Below are 14,582 nucleotides of genomic sequence, written 5' to 3'. Positions count from 1 at the left end.
AGCTGATAGCTGATAGCTGATAGCTGATAGCTGATAGCTGATAGCTGATAGCTAACCCAAAAGTGTGCCGTTATTTTTTAGCAAGCTCTTAGTCCTGTTGCAATGGGCGATCGTGTACACGCAAGTCAGCAGACCTCCAACATCGTTCAGGACACTCTCAACGTCGTTCTGGATACCTCCGAAGTCGTTCTTGATACCTGGGACGTTATTTCGGAGGTCTCCAACATCGTTTTCGATGCCTGCAACATCGTTTTCGATGCCTGCAACATCGTTTTCGATACCTGCAACATCGTTTCCGATGCCTGCAAAGTCGCTTCGGAGACCTCTAACATCAGTTCAGATGCCTGAGAAGTCGTTTTGAAGACCCTTGATGTCGCTTTGGGGGGGGAGCATGTCACTTTCGCAAGTGCTAGATTCTGCCCTCATCCCCAGCCCTTCTCCCCGAGGAGAAGGGAGCAAGGATTCAAAGTCCCTCTCCCTGGGGAGAGGGCTTAAAGCCTACGGCATACAAGAAAAGGGTGAGGGCGCAAAGGTGCCATGCTCCCCTTTGGGGTCTCTAACCATTGTTTTTTAGTCACACCCATCAAAAGCACGAAGGCGACAGTTCCTTTTAGCAAGCCGATGCCTCTCAAAAAGGTCATAAAAGTCGCACATTGCGTTAAAAATTTAAGTTTTAGGTTGATTGATACAACTTAAACATAAATCGAACGTTTGGATATACGCGATTTCAACCCCCTAATCGCTAGGCTTGAGACTGTGTAAGTTAGTTTGGTGAATTAGAGAAAGCTGACAGTAACTTTCTCAAGCTAATTAACTCGTTGATCAAAAAATGCAAGCTCTAGAGTGAACGTTTTGTTAACCAATCCCGTTTTATGGTCAAACCATCTCATGCCCGATCGCAGCCGTCAGCTTTTAGAAACAAACGTAATGAGGCGATCGCTACGAGGCAGACACACGTGTCCGCTTTGCTCTACCGCTTTATTGCGTCACATGCGCTTAGGCGGGCTTTACTGGCGCTGTAGCCACTGCAATGACGAAATGCCAGTTTTATGAAACCAAAGGAACTGGAGTGACGATCATTTTAAAGTCATCCTGCGACCACAAATCTACTTCGTCGAGCAGCACCATTGCTTCAGCACCCACTCTGCCACAGTCTGGTACTGCACCTAATGCCATTTCGACTAGATACGTCCACCTTCCAGCTTCAGAGTGAGAGCTACGGATAATCCCCTCTCCACCAATGAAGTAGACCGATTGTGCTCTACAAAACTTAGGAGCATTTAAAAGGGTCACAGTCACAGGCAATGCTCCTTTGCTTTGCAGTTAATGTCATCTGTTTTAAGCCAAAGCAGTTCAATCTACCCTGTATCTTTTGAATGTTTTAGTGGAACTCAAACACAACTTATACAGCTAAAACATAGCAGTAGCGGTTAGCCTAAAATGCAGAACTGAACGCTGAAGCTGAATCAAAACAGCTACAAACGTTGATTGGCAAGATGCACAATGATCTTTATTACGTTTTGCATCTTAATCAAGCAAATCATTCAATAACTCAGACAGCAGCCAGTCACTATGGTGAGGGTTAGGCTTTACTGCTCAACCCGATTCAGCTAATCCTCTCTCTTAAGTGTTGATGCCCGGCTGTCTCCTTAAGGTATCCGGGCTTTCTTTCTTACAGCGGTTTCGCTATTCCAAGCTGAGGTCTTGATTATGAGCTTCATCAATCAATCAATCTCAAAAGTTGGCATACTCAGAGGCATACAAGTGCTCGTGGTTGATAACGATCGCGATAGTCAATACCTGTACGCCACTTTGCTTAAAGGCTGTGGCGCAAATGTAGTGACAGCGACCTCAGTCGAAGAAGCCATAGACGTTTTGGATTGGCTTTTGCCCAACATTTTGATCTGTGAGACGCGGTTCTTCGGTGAAAGTATCGGTACGCTGACAACAAAATTGAGCGAAATGAGAGCACGTGGAGGCAGTCCCATTCCCACGATCGCCATTACAACGTGGATTAGTGATACTCTTGCCCAAATTTTAGATCTCGGTTTTGAGGGTTACCTACTGAAACCAATCGACCTCGACCAATTAGTTTCCATGATCAGACATCTCGTAGTGGCTGATAGAAAAAGTCCACCACCTTACAGCCTGAGACTGAGAATAAAATCCAAAAAGAGGCAGAAAGCGCCTGCTGTCATTGAACCACAGAGCGATCGCTAGAATTCTTACATCAATCCAGGTAATGATTGGTCATTAGTTGGAAGAACGTGGTTTGGGACTTTGCTCTCAGTCAAGGCATTCTATTTCAAGACACGCTTTAGTTTAATTGCACTCGGCAACTTCGTTTACGCATCGTACACACGTGAAGGCAGAGAAATGACGGATATGACACCTGATTATCAGGCGAACGAACAGGAGCAACTTAAGCAACTTAAAGACGATTTTTTAAGCTCTATTTCACACGAACTACGATCGCCGCTGACTAACATCAAGATGGCAACGCAGATGTTAAAGGTGTTGTTTCAGCAAGACGATGAACGAGGCGTGATGATGTCCAATCGTCTAGAGCCTGAAGCATGGTCTGCATCAACCAACAGTAGACAACTTAGCCTCGCTCATAAGGCTCTTGGTGAATCATCGTTAGCATCATTAAAGACAAGGATGATGCATTACATTAAAATTTTGGAGTGCGAGTGCGATCGAGAAACTCGCTTACTCAATAACTTGCTTGATTTACAACAGCTTGATGCTGGAGTCTATGGCTTTAGTACAGCCGTTATTTACTTACAAGATTCGCTGCCAAACGTTATCCAACCATTCCTAGAGTACATAGCTCAGCAACAGCAGTGCCTGGAAGTGCATGGTATCGAAAATCTGCCAGCAATCACAACAGAGCCGCTGAGTCTTGAGCGCCTTCTAAGCGAATTGCTCAACAATGCCTGTAAATTCACGCCACCAGGCGGAAAAATTCTCATTGCGGCAGAGTTACAGCCACCAGAGAACGAAGGCGTTCAGATGCTTCAACTGACAGTAACTAATACAAAGGTGGAGATTTCAGACAGGGAAATCCCTCAGATTTTTGAGCGGTTTTATCGCATTCCCCACAGCGATCGCTGGAAGCATAGCGGCACCGGGCTAGGGCTGGCACTCGTGAAGAAACTGGTAGAGCACTTAGGCGGCTCGATCGCGGTGGAAAGTGGCTGTGGTCAAACCTGTTTCACGCTGACCATTCCTACAGTGGCTCTCGTTTGAGTGCAGCACGAGTTCTGAGGTTTTAAGGCAGAAGGCAGGAGGCAGGGTCTCTCCGCGACTGTACTTCACGACACCGATCCCCGATTTCTTTCTGCCGTCGTGATGTGATTGGCTGCATCGCTGTAGAAGTCGGGGTTCTACCAGCGTGGCGACCACCAGTTCCATTTGCCCATCAGGTTCATGGTAGCTGGCACGAGAACGGCGCGAATCAGCGTGACATCAATCAACACCGCCATCGCACAGCCCAAGCCAAGCGCCTTGACAAAAATCAGCCGACTGAACACAAACGCACTGGTGACAATGATCATTAGTAACGCAGCGCTGGTGATGATACTGCCAGTTAGCTTTAACCCTTCAATCACGCTTTCCGTATTACTTTTGCCTTCATCGTATGCTTCCTTGATGCGTGTGAGCATGAAGACCTCATAGTCCATACTCAGCCCAAACAGCATACAGAACAGCACGATCGGCAGCAGTAGATCGATATAGCCCACAGGCGTAAAGTGCAGCCACTGCTGCAAGTTGCCCTCTTGAAAAATGAAGACTAACGCACCAAAGGACGCGCCGATCGAGAGTACATTCATCACGATCGCCTTCAGCGGCAGAATGACGGATTCCAGCAGGATATAGAGCACCACAAACGTCACTGCCATCATGATCGCAATCACAAACGGTAAACGCTGTTCGATCGCTTGCATCGTGTCCAGTTCTCGCGCGGTTTGACCCGCAACCCACACCTGCAAGCCATCCAGTTTCCAGGCTTGTATCTCTCTCACCAACGTTTGGGTCGCCACAGTATTCCTGGCTGTGCGGCTTTTCACCACAATGAGCGATGAGGCACGACCCGTCACCCAGGTTTGCATACCCGTCAGCGGCTTTCCATCCAGGCGCACCTCATCCAATGGCAGCGTTTGGAGTTCCTTTGCTGTTTTCATCGCGTCGCGTCCAGCCTTCTGGCTCTTAAACACAAGCAGAGAGTCACTACCTGGCGCTTTCACGATCGCAGTCAACGCTGACGGTAACTGTGGAGACCCTTGATAAAGCTGTTGATAGGCTTCCAGGGGCAATTTGGGATTGAGGCTAAACAGGCTAGACACTTGCTCTACTCGCGGGTCTGCGGTCAACTGCTGCACCGTTTTGTAGAGAGTAGCAAGATGCTGTTTGGCAAGAATCGTGTCGCTGGGTGAAGGCGTGCGAACCAGCACCAGAATGGGACTGATTGCGCCAGGACCAAATGCCTGCGCTAACACCTCAGCTCCTGTCCTCGCGCCAAAGCTCTTTGGCAAAATATCTGCACTCGTGAGTCCAAACCGGGCTTGCAGAAAGGGTGCGCTCAGTCCACCCACCAGCACCAAAACCGCGAGAGTTGCCGGGATGCAGTGGCGAATAACGGTACGGGCGATCGTCGTCCACCAGTCTTGTCGGATGGTAACGTTGCTGACCGTGCGCCGCTGTACCCGCTGACCAAGCAGTGCTAACAAAGCAGGCAACAGCGTCAGCGCAACGAGAACCGACAATAAAACGACCAATGACCCGGCAATGCCCAACGATTGCAGCAATGTAATCGGAAAGAGCAATAGCCCCATCAAGCCAATGCAAACGGTTAAGCCTGAGAAAAAAACCGCCCGTCCAGCCGTTTCCACGGTATGCGCGATCGCCGATTCCATCGTCCCAACCCCAAGCTCTTCGCGGAACCGATTCACCATCAGCAGAGAATAGTCGATGCCCAACCCCAAGCCCAGCATACTGACCATATTGAGCGCAAACACCGACACACTGAGATGCAGCGTAATCAGGTACAAAAGCCCCAGCGTAATGGAAACAGCCACCACTGCCATCACAACGGGCAGAATCGCAGCGATGATGGAGCCAAAGACAAGCAGCAGCGCCATCAGCGTCAAGGGCAGCACCAAAAATTCAATGCGACCCAGATCGGTTTTACTAATCTGCTGCACATCACGGTTCACAACGGGCATACCCGTTAGATAGCTCTTCCAACCTGGTAGCGGTTGGGTCAAAATTTGCTCGATTCGCTCAATCACTGGGAGCATGTCTCTGGCATTGCTGACCGCGAGACGAATCACGCTGTACTGCACGTGACCATCGGCACTGCGATAATCGGGATGCTCTGTAGCGCTATCGATCCCGCTGACTTCAGGTAATGCTTGAATTTGCTTGAGCAGTGACTCCAGTTGGGGCTGCTTGCTCTCAGGCTCGTGGCTCTCAGACTTTCCATCGGGCAAGCGTTGAAAGACTAGGGTGAGCGTATCGGCAGACAGGTTCAAATCCCGCTGTAAAAGCTGTTCTGCCTGATGAGCGCTGCCCGCTTCGTACACAGAACCCGTTTCTTCGAGCGCATGTTCTAGCTGTGGTGCGGCGGCAAGGCTCAACACCATCAGCACTGCCCAAAGCGCGATCGTCAGCTTGCGATAGCGATAGACGAACCGTCCCAGCGTGTAGAACCCTGGTTGTCTTGGTGGCGCTTTAAAGCAAGCTTGTTCTGATTCCATCACGCTCGAAGGTGTTAAATGAATGGCTCGATCGGGTGAGGAAGCATCGGCTCAAAGCACACAGGCACAGTCACTCTACAGAGGTTATTTGAAGCGATCGCTGTGTGCCCTTAGCTCCACTGTAATCTGGAGCGGGAAGACTCAGTGCCGTAACGATCAGCATTTACAAAAGATTAGCGATCGGCTAGTGCAACGTCAACGCCGACTCCAGCACTAAGCCTAAAGTTCCCCTTGATGAACCTGAAGTAACTGATCGGTCGATCGCTGAGAAATCGTTGAGCGGTCAGCGGTCAGCGGTCAGCGGTCAGCGGTTAGCGGTCAGCGGTCAGCCGTCAGCGGTTAGCGGTCAGCGGTCAGCGGTCAGCGGTCAGCGGTCAGCCGTCAGCGGTTAGCGTAGAATTTAAAGCTGATAGCTGATAGCTGATAGCTGAAAGCTAAAAGCTAAAAACTGATTGCTCTCAACCAGCCTTCAGCAAATGACTCGAAAGGTCAGATTCAGGCGAGGAGCGACAGCGCGTTTAGTCTTCGACACTTGATGCTGCCAATAGTGCTGCGTTGTCCCTTGCATCAACAAAAAGCTTCCTGACACCAGCGCTAGTTTAGCCTTTAGCGCCTTCTGATGCTTGTGGCGCAGCATAAATTGCCGTGTGCCACCCAAACTTAAGGAGCCAATGACTGGATTTTGCCCTAACTCCGGTTCGTCATCGCTGTGCCAGCCCATACTATCGTTGCCATCGCGGTAAAGATTAAGCAGCACACTGTTAAACGTAACGCCTGCGATCACATCGACGCTTGCCTTCAGGTCGAGTAGGGTATCTGTCCAACCTGACGGCTGCATTGTGATACCAGAATAGGTGTAAGCTTTACCAGGATCACCAACCCAAGCAGTCAGTCTTGGTTGAGGTAGCGATCGACCGTAGACGGTTATCCAGTCCTGCCGCCAGTCGATCGTTTGCGTTAGTTTGGCTAGTAGGCGATCGCTATCTTGTTCGTCCAAAAGAGAAGGATAAAAGGCAATCTCTGCATCCGGAAGCGGTAAGAAGCTATGACAAGACGTTGTGGATAGCGTCGTACTGGTATCAAACCTGCTAATTGAATCTAGACACATTTACACGCTTGCCCTCTACATTTACATCTTGACAATTTACAATTGTAAATATAGCTATGAGTGTGTAAAGGGATTCCTGACTATTCCAGGCTAGTTGACCCGATTCGACTGGCGAAGTCTAGCCTGCACTGGCTATGAAGGCAACACCGATTCACTTTAAGTACCGCTTGCAGGTGGTCACCAACGGTTTGTCGCATTTAATCTAGAGAGCAACTATGAAAGACCTCACTCGTTATCGAAACATCGGCATCTTCGCTCACGTGGATGCTGGTAAAACAACCACAACCGAAAGAATCCTGAAACTGACAGGTAAGATCCACAAAATTGGTGAGGTGCATGAAGGCGCGGCAACGACGGACTTCATGGAGCAGGAGCAAGAGCGTGGCATCACGATTCAGTCTGCTGCGACAAGCTGCTTCTGGAACGAACACCAACTGAACATCATCGACACCCCTGGGCACGTTGACTTCACCATTGAGGTGTATCGATCGCTCAAGGTGCTGGATGGTGGCATTGGCGTGTTTTGCGGCTCCGGTGGTGTCGAACCTCAATCTGAAACCAACTGGCGCTACGCGAACGATTCTGAAGTGGCGCGCATCATTTACATCAACAAACTCGATCGCACGGGTGCTGATTTCTTCCGTGTGGTGAAGCAAGTCGATGATATCCTCGCTGCGAAGCCGATCGTGATGGTGCTGCCGATCGGTGTTGAAGAGCAGTTTTCTGGCGTGGTCGATCTGCTCACCCGCAAAGCCTGGATCTGGGATGACTCTGGCGATCCGATGAACTACACGATCCAGGAAGTTCCCGCTGATATGGTCGATCAGGTCGAAATGTATCGCGAACAGCTCATTGAGTTGGCAGTTGAGCACGACGACGATGTGATGGAAAAGTATTTGGACGGCGAAGAGCCTGACATCGAGACCCTGAAGCGATGCATCCGTAAGGGTACCCGCGACCTTGCTTTCTTCCCCACCTACTGCGGTTCGTCGTTTAAGAATAAAGGCGTGCAGTTGGTGCTGGATGCAGTGGTAGACTATCTGCCCAACCCGATGGAAGTGAAGCCGCAACCCGAAGTCGATCTGGAAGGCAACGAGACGGGCACGTTCGCTACCGTAGACCCAGCGAAACCCTTGCGCGCACTTGCGTTTAAGATCATGGACGATCGCTTTGGTGCGCTCACCTTCACGCGTCTCTACTCCGGTACGCTGTCGAAGGGCGACACCATCCTCAACACGTTTACGGGTAAGACCGAGCGGGTGAGCCGTTTGGTGGAGATGCATGCCAATTCGCGTGAAGAAATCGACTCGGCTCAAGCGGGCGATATCATTGCGATCGTGGGCATGAAGAACGTTCAAACCGGGCATACTCTCTGCGATCCAAAGCATCCCGCCACGCTGGAGCCGATGGTGTTTCCCGAACCTGTGATTTCGATCGCCGTCAAACCGAAGACCAAAGGCGGTGAAGAAAAAATGGGGATCGCACTCAGTAAAATGGTGCAGGAAGATCCGTCGTTCCACATGATGACGGATGAGGAAAGTGGCGAAACCATTCTTAAAGGGATGGGTGAGCTGCACCTGGATATCAAAGTTGACATCCTTAAGCGCACTCACGGCGTTGAAGTCGAGGTTGGTAAGCCTCAAGTTGCCTACCGCGAGTCCATTACCAAGCGACTCGAAGACGGCTACATCCACAAGAAACAGTCGGGTGGTTCTGGTCAATACGCCAAGATTAACTACATTCTTGAGCCGGGCGAACCGGGCAGCGGCTTCCAGTTTGAGTCCAAAGTGACAGGTGGTAGCGTGCCGAGAGAATACTGGCCCGCCGTCGAAAAAGGCTTTGCCAGCATGATCGACAAAGGTGTGTTGGCTGGTTTCCCTTGCCTGGACTTGAAGTTCACGCTGACAGAAGGCGGCTTTCACCCCGTTGACTCATCTGCAATGGCGTTTGAAATCGCCGCCAAATCTGCTTATCGGCAGTCGATTCCTAAGGCTTCACCACAGTTGCTTGAACCGATTATGAACGTTGACGTGTTCACCCCAGACCATTACATGGGGGATGTCATCGGGGATCTCAACCGCCGTCGAGGCATGATGAAATCTCAAGAGACGGGTCCTACGGGTGCCCGCATTAAGGCAGATGTGCCGCTAAGCGAGATGTTTGGTTACATTGGAGACTTGCGTACCATGACCTCTGGTCGGGGGCAGTTCTCCATGTCGTTCTCACACTACTCTCCTTGCCCCAGCAACATTGCGGAAGAGGTGATTAAAGAGGCAAAAGAACGCCAAGCGGCTTTGTAGCGGTTTTAGTTGTTAGTTTTTGGCAGTGGATAGGGCAGTGCTCTAACAGCCAATTAATTACCAAAAATCACCTTGAGCTTCCTGGTTGGTAGTCTGCCGACCAGGAAGCTTATTGTTCTATTGATCGATCGCTACCAGTTTGCTATGGCGCTACATTCTCTGCCTGCGGAAATCATTTTAAGCCGCTCTCGATCGACGCTTGGGTACCTACACCTGGACTGGAACCCGCAGCCCGGTGCCTGTCTAGAAGTCGATGGGCAAACGTATTTAGTGCTAGAGCGCCGACACCACTACCAGCTTCGATCGGGTCGGTATCAGCTACATACGATCGCGCTCTACGTGCAAACGTGTGATGCTCCCACAGAAGGTAGTTTGTTAGACGGACGCTGGGTCATTGGCGATCATACCTGCCTCTACAATGCACGGTCTGAATTGCTCCGATGCGCTGTTAATCCAAGTGGACCGTGCGATCGGTGCGCTCATTATCAAGCGGTGGGGAGTGGGGAGTAGGGGAGAGGGGGAGGCAAGGGGAGCAGGGGATAGAGGGAGGAAGAGCTTTGAGTTTTGAGTTGATTTTCATTTTCGACTCCTGACTCCTGACTCCTAACTTTCGCCTCCTCACTCCTCGCTTCTCTCCCCTCACCGAGCGATCGCCGTCAATTCAAGCGTCTCTCCAGGAGCGGGAGCGCGCAGTTGGGTCGGTAGCCCAGAGGCAAGCAGGCGATCGCGAAATTCTTCAACACTGCCAACTGTTTGAATAAGCTTCGGCAAGATACCGTCCGTGCGAATGTCACCTACCGCTGTCGGCACAAAGAAGCGAGGTTTCAGAGTTTCGACGAGGTGCATCGCCTGGAGTGGTCCCATAATGACCTGCCCCAAGAGAGGAATCACTTGACCAACGACGGGCGCGATCGCAACATCGACTCGTCCCAACCGCTCAACAGGTACTTTCGTGGGAAAGAGGTGCGGCTCGTAATAGAGGGTTTTGTTAGTCACGCTGTCGAGCAACAGATAGCCGTTTTCGACCTGACCCGGTTGCAGTTCTGCACCGGGAATCGCAGTAATGGTAAGAGTGTCCAGATTGAATGCGTCCCAGTGAGCGATCGCGGTGACTTGCTGATAGCCCAGTTGCCGCACTATTTTGGCAGCGGTTGGGGATGCCACAACGGGTATGTTGCGGTCTAACCGTTCGAGCGTTGGTTTGTGGCAGTGATCATCCACACCCTGCGAAAGCAAAATCAGATCGATCGGAGGCAAGGTTTCAGGCGTGAAGGCGATCGGTGTGTTGTGATACGCAGTAAACAGCCAAGGCTGACCATAAAACACCAGCGGATCAATGAGCCAGGGATCAACCAGAATCGTCCTCCCAGCTAAGTGAAACAACCAACTGTTCAGATCAATCCGCGTCAGTCTCATGCTTGTAATATTTCTTAAGGAATCTAACTTCTATCTTACAAGGGTGTGGGGTGTGGGGTGTAGGGTAGAGGGGAGAAAGGCTAAAGGCTACGGGCTAAAGGCTAAAAGGAAGGCGATGAGTAAGCAGCAGGACGTTGGTCGTTCAAACATTCCAGTAGCAATGACGATCGCGGGATCTGACAGTGGTGGTGGGGCAGGCATTCAGGCAGATTTACGAACCTTTGCGTTTCATAAAGTACACGGCACTTGCGCGCTGACATGCATCACAGCGCAAAACACGCTGGGCGTGGAACGAGTGGACGCATTGCCACCTGAAGCAGTAGTAGCTCAGATGAAAGCAGTTGTGAAAGATATTGGTGTACAGGCAGCAAAGACTGGGATGTTGCTGAATCAGGAGATTATTGCAGCCGTTGCCGCTCAAGTGCAGGTATTGCAGATTGCGAATCTCGTCGTCGATCCGGTGATGGTATCGCGGACGGGAGCGCAGTTAATTGACGATGCCGCGATCGCCACGCTCAAAACGGCTCTCATTCCTCACGCTACAGTACTAACGCCCAATCGCTACGAGGCTCAGATACTCAGCAATATGGAGATTCACACGCTGGAAGCAATGCAAACGGCTGCCCAACGCATTTATCAATTGGGCGCAAAAGCAGTGTTGGTTAAAGGTGGCGGGTTGCAGGGTGATCTTCGCAGCGTAGATATCTGGTTTGATGGTCAGCAGCTTGAAACGTTGGCGGCAGAAACGGTGGAGACTACTGATACACACGGAACAGGGTGTACGTTATCTGCCGCGATCGCTGCTAATCTTGCTCTAGGGCATGACCCATTGACCGCAACTCGTCGTGCGAAAGAGTATGTAACCCACGCTCTAAAGTACGCGCTGGCGATCGGGCAGGGTCAGGGACCAGTCGGACACTTTTTTCCGTTATTGGTCAACAGCCCGTGGTCGATCGTCAGTTCAGGCTAACGACTCAGTTGAGCGGTGGCAGATAACCTTTGCAACTCCACTAAAATTTTCTGTGCATCCGCTTCAACGCAGTGTTGGGCTGCTGTCGCTCGTCCTAGAGTTTTCAACTGTATCAGTTACGCCGAGTCGGACCGAATCGTCCGCCATACTCTGTCGCAGCGATGATGAATGTCATTACTCCACCAAGTATCAAAAATATTCCCAATCCAATATTATTTCTGGCTCTATCTAAAGGACTAGAACCTCCCTTAATCATTGACAATTCAGGGTTGTCAGAAGCATATAAGACCTGCACTTTTTTCCCGCTACATAAGTTGAGTTGATAACCTTGGCAAATGTTATAAGCTTCGAACTCAGCTATTTTTCCTTGTTCAGTCTCAAACTGGATAGTGGAGACATAAGAAGGCGCAGCAGCCATACCGCTCGGAGACGTATTTGTCTGAGTTGTAGTTTCAGTGATTATTCCGGTGGTCGAAAGAGACTTATTTCTGAAGTTAGCCGCAGCTTGATAATTTGAGAAGCTCTGGATTAACGTCGATACTCCTATCGAGGTAGAGAGAATAATAAAACCTCCAGGAAATACTAAGTATCCTATCCTTTGCCAAATACTGTTTCTCCTCAACTGCATGAGACGGTCCTCCTCAATGCTGGAAATCTTACCAATAATCTTAAAGTACCGTCCTCACCGACAACTTAAAGCTGCCCAACTGTATATTCAGCGTCACTTCTGCTAGTTAAGTGCCCACTCTCTCAAGATTGTCTGTCATCTCTGCGGGATAATACGCTCTTCTTAAGAAATTAAACAGAAGCTTTGCAGGTTAAGTCCGTTCACTGCAACACGGTTGTGAGACTTGGCGCTGTTAGGGAATCTCAAACAAAGATCGAGGCAAGCCTGATTGCCGAATCACTGACTGCAAAGTGCCAGTACGTATCTCTGCATAATTGGGTACAGGAACGGTTATTGTCGAATCCTCATTGCGTTTTTGCAAATGATGTGGCTTCCACGTTGCCGAGCCTTGACGAATCCATGTTGTTCGAGGACTCTACACACTTCTTGGGCTGACAGAACGCGTAACCTACCCAACGACAACCTCCAAACTTGTCACAAAGACTTCACTATGCAATCGACTCCTAATTTCAGACGGATCAGCAACTTCAAAGAATAGCTCTAGTGCTTCAATCAGGTTCTTTCTGGCTTCCTCAACGGTATTGCCTTGACTCCCGATATCTAATTGTGGGCATAAAGAGACATATCCATCCCCTTCACGCTCGATAATGGCTGTGAATTGTTGTATTTGCTTCATAAAATTTACCTGCAAACATAGCTCGGCATCGTTTGAGCTGCGGCTTCAGTGACTGGGCGCACGCTTCACGGTCATGGTTGATGACGAGCACGAGCCTTAGAACCAACAACTATTCCTGCCAGGTTGATTGCCAATCGGGGCACTGGTCGCTTTCCCAGCCGTAGGGATGCATGCCACAAACGAGCATCACGCCGCCATAGGTTTGACCATGATAATGGCGGCAACCCACACAGGCAGGGCGATCGTTTAAGAAAGGTTCAACGGTATGAATCATCGGTTGAGCTGTTTCTTCAACAGCGCTCTCGAAACCCAAATAGACTTCCAGGATAGGATCGATCAGCTCGGCGAGGCGTTGTTCAAGCTCAACAGCAAACACAGTCTGCATTTGCTCAGCGATTTCTTCTGACGCTTCAAAAAATGACTCAACCATTTCGCCGACATCTTTGGCAATGTCAGTAAAAAACTGCTCCACCTCGTCAGCCATGACTTCCAGTAGCTCGGAGAAATCCTTCGACCAGCTTTCCATAGCTTTCCAGTAGACGCTGTGCGCTCGAACGTTTTCAAAGCCACAGATGCATACGGCGTTGGCAAGCTTGCTTGTAGGCAGCATTATGTCACTGTTGCATCTGTGAGAATCCTTTCAGTATAGCTCACATCATTGGCTAGGGTTGATCCCGCTTCAGCCGCTTGAGTTCTTCCTGCAAAGCCATCACTTGCTGCCGCATCTGTTCGGCTTCAGTCGGAGCAGCTTGAGCGGGTTCATCATCATCGGTAATGATTTCAATGCGACGTGGCTCGTTTGGTTGCGGCGAGGTTGGAGACTGTACGGAGGGCTGCTGTGCTTTGCTCACCATGTCATCGACAAAACGACGGGCTTCTTCACTCGTCATTTCACCCCGTTCAACCATTTCGTCTGCGAGTTGCTGAACGTGCGATCGCAGTTCACCGATCTTCTCTGTTGCCTTTTCGCCTGCATAGGACGCAACGCCAATGCCAAGATAAACTGCCTTTTGAACTAAATCTCCCAAACCCATACTGCTTCAACTCCTGAACGTCTCAATTTTACGTTAGGGGAGACAGCTAAACGACTTTGCGTCTGTCCCCAACGACTCCAGCATAGAAACAAAGGCTATAGCATGTCACCGCTTCCGCAGGTGGAAAACCGTACTTAGACAGAGGTGTGAGGAGCAATAGGAATGAAGTGATCATCGCTCACTATGGAAGCGACCCGGAGTCCACGCCTACCGCAAGCATCCCGTATTGCTGCTACCTTCCGGTCCTGACAAGATTTGGGCGTTGCGATCGCATGGGTCCGGATCATTTACCAGGATAGCATTATCTGGTGTTAGTCAGCGGTTAGCTTTCAGCGGTCAGCAGGGCAAACGCATGACGAGAATGGCATAGGCTGAAGTCGATGAGCGCTTCTGGAGTCAAAACCATGTCCCTCCCCGTCAGTGCCATCTGGTTGAGCCATTTTTCGAGGCGCGGCAACAATGGCACACTGCTTGTTCGAGCTTGTCGAGATTCCGATACAGGCGACTATGAGCGGTTGCCCGAACATCACGAGGGCGTGCCTTCGGTCGTCATGATTCGCTTGATGCTACGAGGCTTGACCAGAAATCATGGCACCTGGAAGTCCAAAACTACTTAACAAGCAGTTACAATCACTTTCTAAATGATCTATCTTTGATATCGTACTGTAAGCTTATTAGTACAAACGTT

At 50.2% G+C, this 14,582-nt stretch carries 17 protein-coding genes, 1 other RNA gene and 1 pseudogene; 9 read left to right on the top strand and 10 right to left on the bottom strand.

What is annotated here, in order from left to right; genetic code table 11:
- Positions 1 to 102 precede the first annotated feature (102 nt).
- Entirely contained in the window at positions 103 to 348 is a 246-nt protein-coding gene (locus AC5JO6_RS08380) for a hypothetical protein (RefSeq protein WP_496080601.1), read from the top strand.
- Between the two features lie 495 nt (positions 349 to 843).
- Entirely contained in the window at positions 844 to 1,053 is a 210-nt protein-coding gene (locus tag AC5JO6_RS08375; protein WP_496080600.1) for a hypothetical protein, read from the top strand.
- Here AC5JO6_RS08375 and AC5JO6_RS08370 read toward each other — a convergent pair.
- A complete protein-coding gene (locus AC5JO6_RS08370; protein ID WP_496080599.1) occupies positions 1,048 to 1,299 on the bottom strand; it encodes a hypothetical protein in 252 nt (83 codons plus the stop codon). The two genes, AC5JO6_RS08375 and AC5JO6_RS08370, sit on opposite strands and share 6 nt — an antisense overlap.
- Positions 1,300 to 1,710: 411 nt before the next feature.
- On the opposite strand from AC5JO6_RS08370, the gene AC5JO6_RS08365 reads away from it, so the two are divergent.
- Positions 1,711 to 2,220: a response regulator gene (locus AC5JO6_RS08365; RefSeq protein ID WP_496080598.1), complete on the top strand. Its 510-nt coding sequence runs from the start codon at positions 1,711 to 1,713 to the stop codon at positions 2,218 to 2,220.
- Between the two features lie 156 nt (positions 2,221 to 2,376).
- Positions 2,377 to 3,252, top strand: a complete 876-nt coding sequence (locus AC5JO6_RS08360; protein ID WP_496080597.1) for a sensor histidine kinase — start codon at positions 2,377 to 2,379, stop codon at positions 3,250 to 3,252.
- A 137-nt stretch (positions 3,253 to 3,389) separates the two neighbouring features.
- Here the strand turns inward: AC5JO6_RS08360 and AC5JO6_RS08355 are convergent, their stop codons facing one another.
- Entirely contained in the window at positions 3,390 to 5,762 is a 2,373-nt protein-coding gene (locus tag AC5JO6_RS08355) for an MMPL family transporter (protein WP_496080596.1), read from the bottom strand.
- Positions 5,763 to 5,784: 22 nt separating this feature from the next.
- Here AC5JO6_RS08355 and AC5JO6_RS08350 point away from each other — a divergent pair, with 22 nt between their 5' ends.
- Positions 5,785 to 5,979, top strand: a complete 195-nt coding sequence (locus AC5JO6_RS08350; protein ID WP_496080595.1) for a hypothetical protein — start codon at positions 5,785 to 5,787, stop codon at positions 5,977 to 5,979.
- A 252-nt stretch (positions 5,980 to 6,231) separates the two neighbouring features.
- Here the strand turns inward: AC5JO6_RS08350 and AC5JO6_RS08345 are convergent, their stop codons facing one another.
- A complete protein-coding gene (locus tag AC5JO6_RS08345) occupies positions 6,232 to 6,870 on the bottom strand; it encodes an alpha-ketoglutarate-dependent dioxygenase AlkB family protein (protein WP_496080594.1) in 639 nt (212 codons plus the stop codon).
- Positions 6,871 to 7,085: 215 nt separating this feature from the next.
- On the opposite strand from AC5JO6_RS08345, the gene fusA reads away from it, so the two are divergent.
- Positions 7,086 to 9,170: an elongation factor G gene (gene fusA / locus AC5JO6_RS08340; RefSeq protein ID WP_496080593.1), complete on the top strand. Its 2,085-nt coding sequence runs from the start codon at positions 7,086 to 7,088 to the stop codon at positions 9,168 to 9,170.
- A gap of 144 nt (positions 9,171 to 9,314) precedes the next feature.
- Positions 9,315 to 9,680 (top strand): DUF6464 family protein, encoded by a 366-nt coding sequence (locus tag AC5JO6_RS08335; protein ID WP_496080592.1) that lies wholly within the window; start codon positions 9,315 to 9,317, stop codon positions 9,678 to 9,680.
- Positions 9,681 to 9,809: 129 nt separating this feature from the next.
- Here the strand turns inward: AC5JO6_RS08335 and AC5JO6_RS08330 are convergent, their stop codons facing one another.
- Positions 9,810 to 10,586, bottom strand: a complete 777-nt coding sequence (locus AC5JO6_RS08330) for an MBL fold metallo-hydrolase (protein WP_496080591.1) — start codon at positions 10,584 to 10,586, stop codon at positions 9,810 to 9,812.
- Between the two features lie 115 nt (positions 10,587 to 10,701).
- Between AC5JO6_RS08330 and thiD the strand changes: the two genes are divergently transcribed.
- On the top strand, positions 10,702 to 11,556 hold the full coding sequence (gene thiD / locus AC5JO6_RS08325) for a bifunctional hydroxymethylpyrimidine kinase/phosphomethylpyrimidine kinase (protein WP_496080590.1): 855 nt from the start codon (positions 10,702 to 10,704) through the stop codon (positions 11,554 to 11,556).
- A 112-nt stretch (positions 11,557 to 11,668) separates the two neighbouring features.
- On the opposite strand, the gene AC5JO6_RS08320 is transcribed toward thiD, so the two are convergent.
- The 6 genes and pseudogenes from AC5JO6_RS08320 to ffs form a co-directional block, all read right to left on the bottom strand.
- The gene (locus AC5JO6_RS08320) at positions 11,669 to 12,184 is read right to left on the bottom strand and encodes a DUF3592 domain-containing protein (protein ID WP_496080589.1); all 516 of its coding nucleotides are present in this window, start codon (positions 12,182 to 12,184) and stop codon (positions 11,669 to 11,671) included.
- 232 nt (positions 12,185 to 12,416) lie between these two features.
- A pseudogene (locus AC5JO6_RS08315) lies at positions 12,417 to 12,640 on the bottom strand (type II toxin-antitoxin system HicA family toxin).
- Positions 12,633 to 12,860, bottom strand: coding sequence for a type II toxin-antitoxin system HicB family antitoxin (locus AC5JO6_RS08310; RefSeq protein ID WP_496080588.1), 228 nt, complete (start codon positions 12,858 to 12,860; stop codon positions 12,633 to 12,635). Before AC5JO6_RS08310 ends, AC5JO6_RS08315 begins: the two are co-directional and overlap by 8 nt.
- Positions 12,861 to 12,969: 109 nt before the next feature.
- A complete protein-coding gene (locus AC5JO6_RS08305; protein WP_496080587.1) occupies positions 12,970 to 13,470 on the bottom strand; it encodes a hypothetical protein in 501 nt (166 codons plus the stop codon).
- A 52-nt stretch (positions 13,471 to 13,522) separates the two neighbouring features.
- A complete protein-coding gene (locus tag AC5JO6_RS08300; RefSeq protein ID WP_496080586.1) occupies positions 13,523 to 13,894 on the bottom strand; it encodes a phasin family protein in 372 nt (123 codons plus the stop codon).
- Between the two features lie 188 nt (positions 13,895 to 14,082).
- Positions 14,083 to 14,179: signal recognition particle sRNA small type (ffs, locus tag AC5JO6_RS08295), an RNA gene on the bottom strand.
- Between the two features lie 119 nt (positions 14,180 to 14,298).
- Here ffs and AC5JO6_RS08290 point away from each other — a divergent pair.
- Positions 14,299 to 14,511: a hypothetical protein gene (locus AC5JO6_RS08290; protein ID WP_496080585.1), complete on the top strand. Its 213-nt coding sequence runs from the start codon at positions 14,299 to 14,301 to the stop codon at positions 14,509 to 14,511.
- Positions 14,512 to 14,582: the final 71 nt, after the last annotated feature.

The sequence above is a fragment of the Tildeniella sp. genome (assembly GCF_059505325.1).
This window is presented reverse-complemented; position numbering and strand designations above follow the sequence as displayed.

Excerpts from the sequence above, each read along its gene's own strand:
- AC5JO6_RS08290 (WP_496080585.1), top strand. The coding sequence starts at position 14,299 with ATGTCCCTCCCCGTCAGTGCCATCTGGTTGAGCCATTTTTCGAGGCGC.
- AC5JO6_RS08345 (WP_496080594.1), bottom strand. The coding sequence starts at position 6,870 with ATGTGTCTAGATTCAATTAGCAGGTTTGATACCAGTACGACGCTATCC.
- thiD (WP_496080590.1), top strand. The coding sequence starts at position 10,702 with ATGAGTAAGCAGCAGGACGTTGGTCGTTCAAACATTCCAGTAGCAATG.
- AC5JO6_RS08380 (WP_496080601.1), top strand. The coding sequence starts at position 103 with ATGGGCGATCGTGTACACGCAAGTCAGCAGACCTCCAACATCGTTCAG.
- AC5JO6_RS08360 (WP_496080597.1), top strand. The coding sequence starts at position 2,377 with ATGACGGATATGACACCTGATTATCAGGCGAACGAACAGGAGCAACTT.
- AC5JO6_RS08330 (WP_496080591.1), bottom strand. The coding sequence starts at position 10,586 with ATGAGACTGACGCGGATTGATCTGAACAGTTGGTTGTTTCACTTAGCT.
- fusA (WP_496080593.1), top strand. The coding sequence starts at position 7,086 with ATGAAAGACCTCACTCGTTATCGAAACATCGGCATCTTCGCTCACGTG.
- AC5JO6_RS08335 (WP_496080592.1), top strand. The coding sequence starts at position 9,315 with ATGGCGCTACATTCTCTGCCTGCGGAAATCATTTTAAGCCGCTCTCGA.
- AC5JO6_RS08350 (WP_496080595.1), top strand. The coding sequence starts at position 5,785 with ATGGCTCGATCGGGTGAGGAAGCATCGGCTCAAAGCACACAGGCACAG.
- AC5JO6_RS08300 (WP_496080586.1), bottom strand. The coding sequence starts at position 13,894 with ATGGGTTTGGGAGATTTAGTTCAAAAGGCAGTTTATCTTGGCATTGGC.
- AC5JO6_RS08305 (WP_496080587.1), bottom strand. The coding sequence starts at position 13,470 with ATGCTGCCTACAAGCAAGCTTGCCAACGCCGTATGCATCTGTGGCTTT.
- AC5JO6_RS08310 (WP_496080588.1), bottom strand. The coding sequence starts at position 12,860 with ATGAAGCAAATACAACAATTCACAGCCATTATCGAGCGTGAAGGGGAT.
- AC5JO6_RS08320 (WP_496080589.1), bottom strand. The coding sequence starts at position 12,184 with ATGCAGTTGAGGAGAAACAGTATTTGGCAAAGGATAGGATACTTAGTA.
- AC5JO6_RS08365 (WP_496080598.1), top strand. The coding sequence starts at position 1,711 with ATGAGCTTCATCAATCAATCAATCTCAAAAGTTGGCATACTCAGAGGC.
- AC5JO6_RS08355 (WP_496080596.1), bottom strand. The coding sequence starts at position 5,762 with ATGGAATCAGAACAAGCTTGCTTTAAAGCGCCACCAAGACAACCAGGG.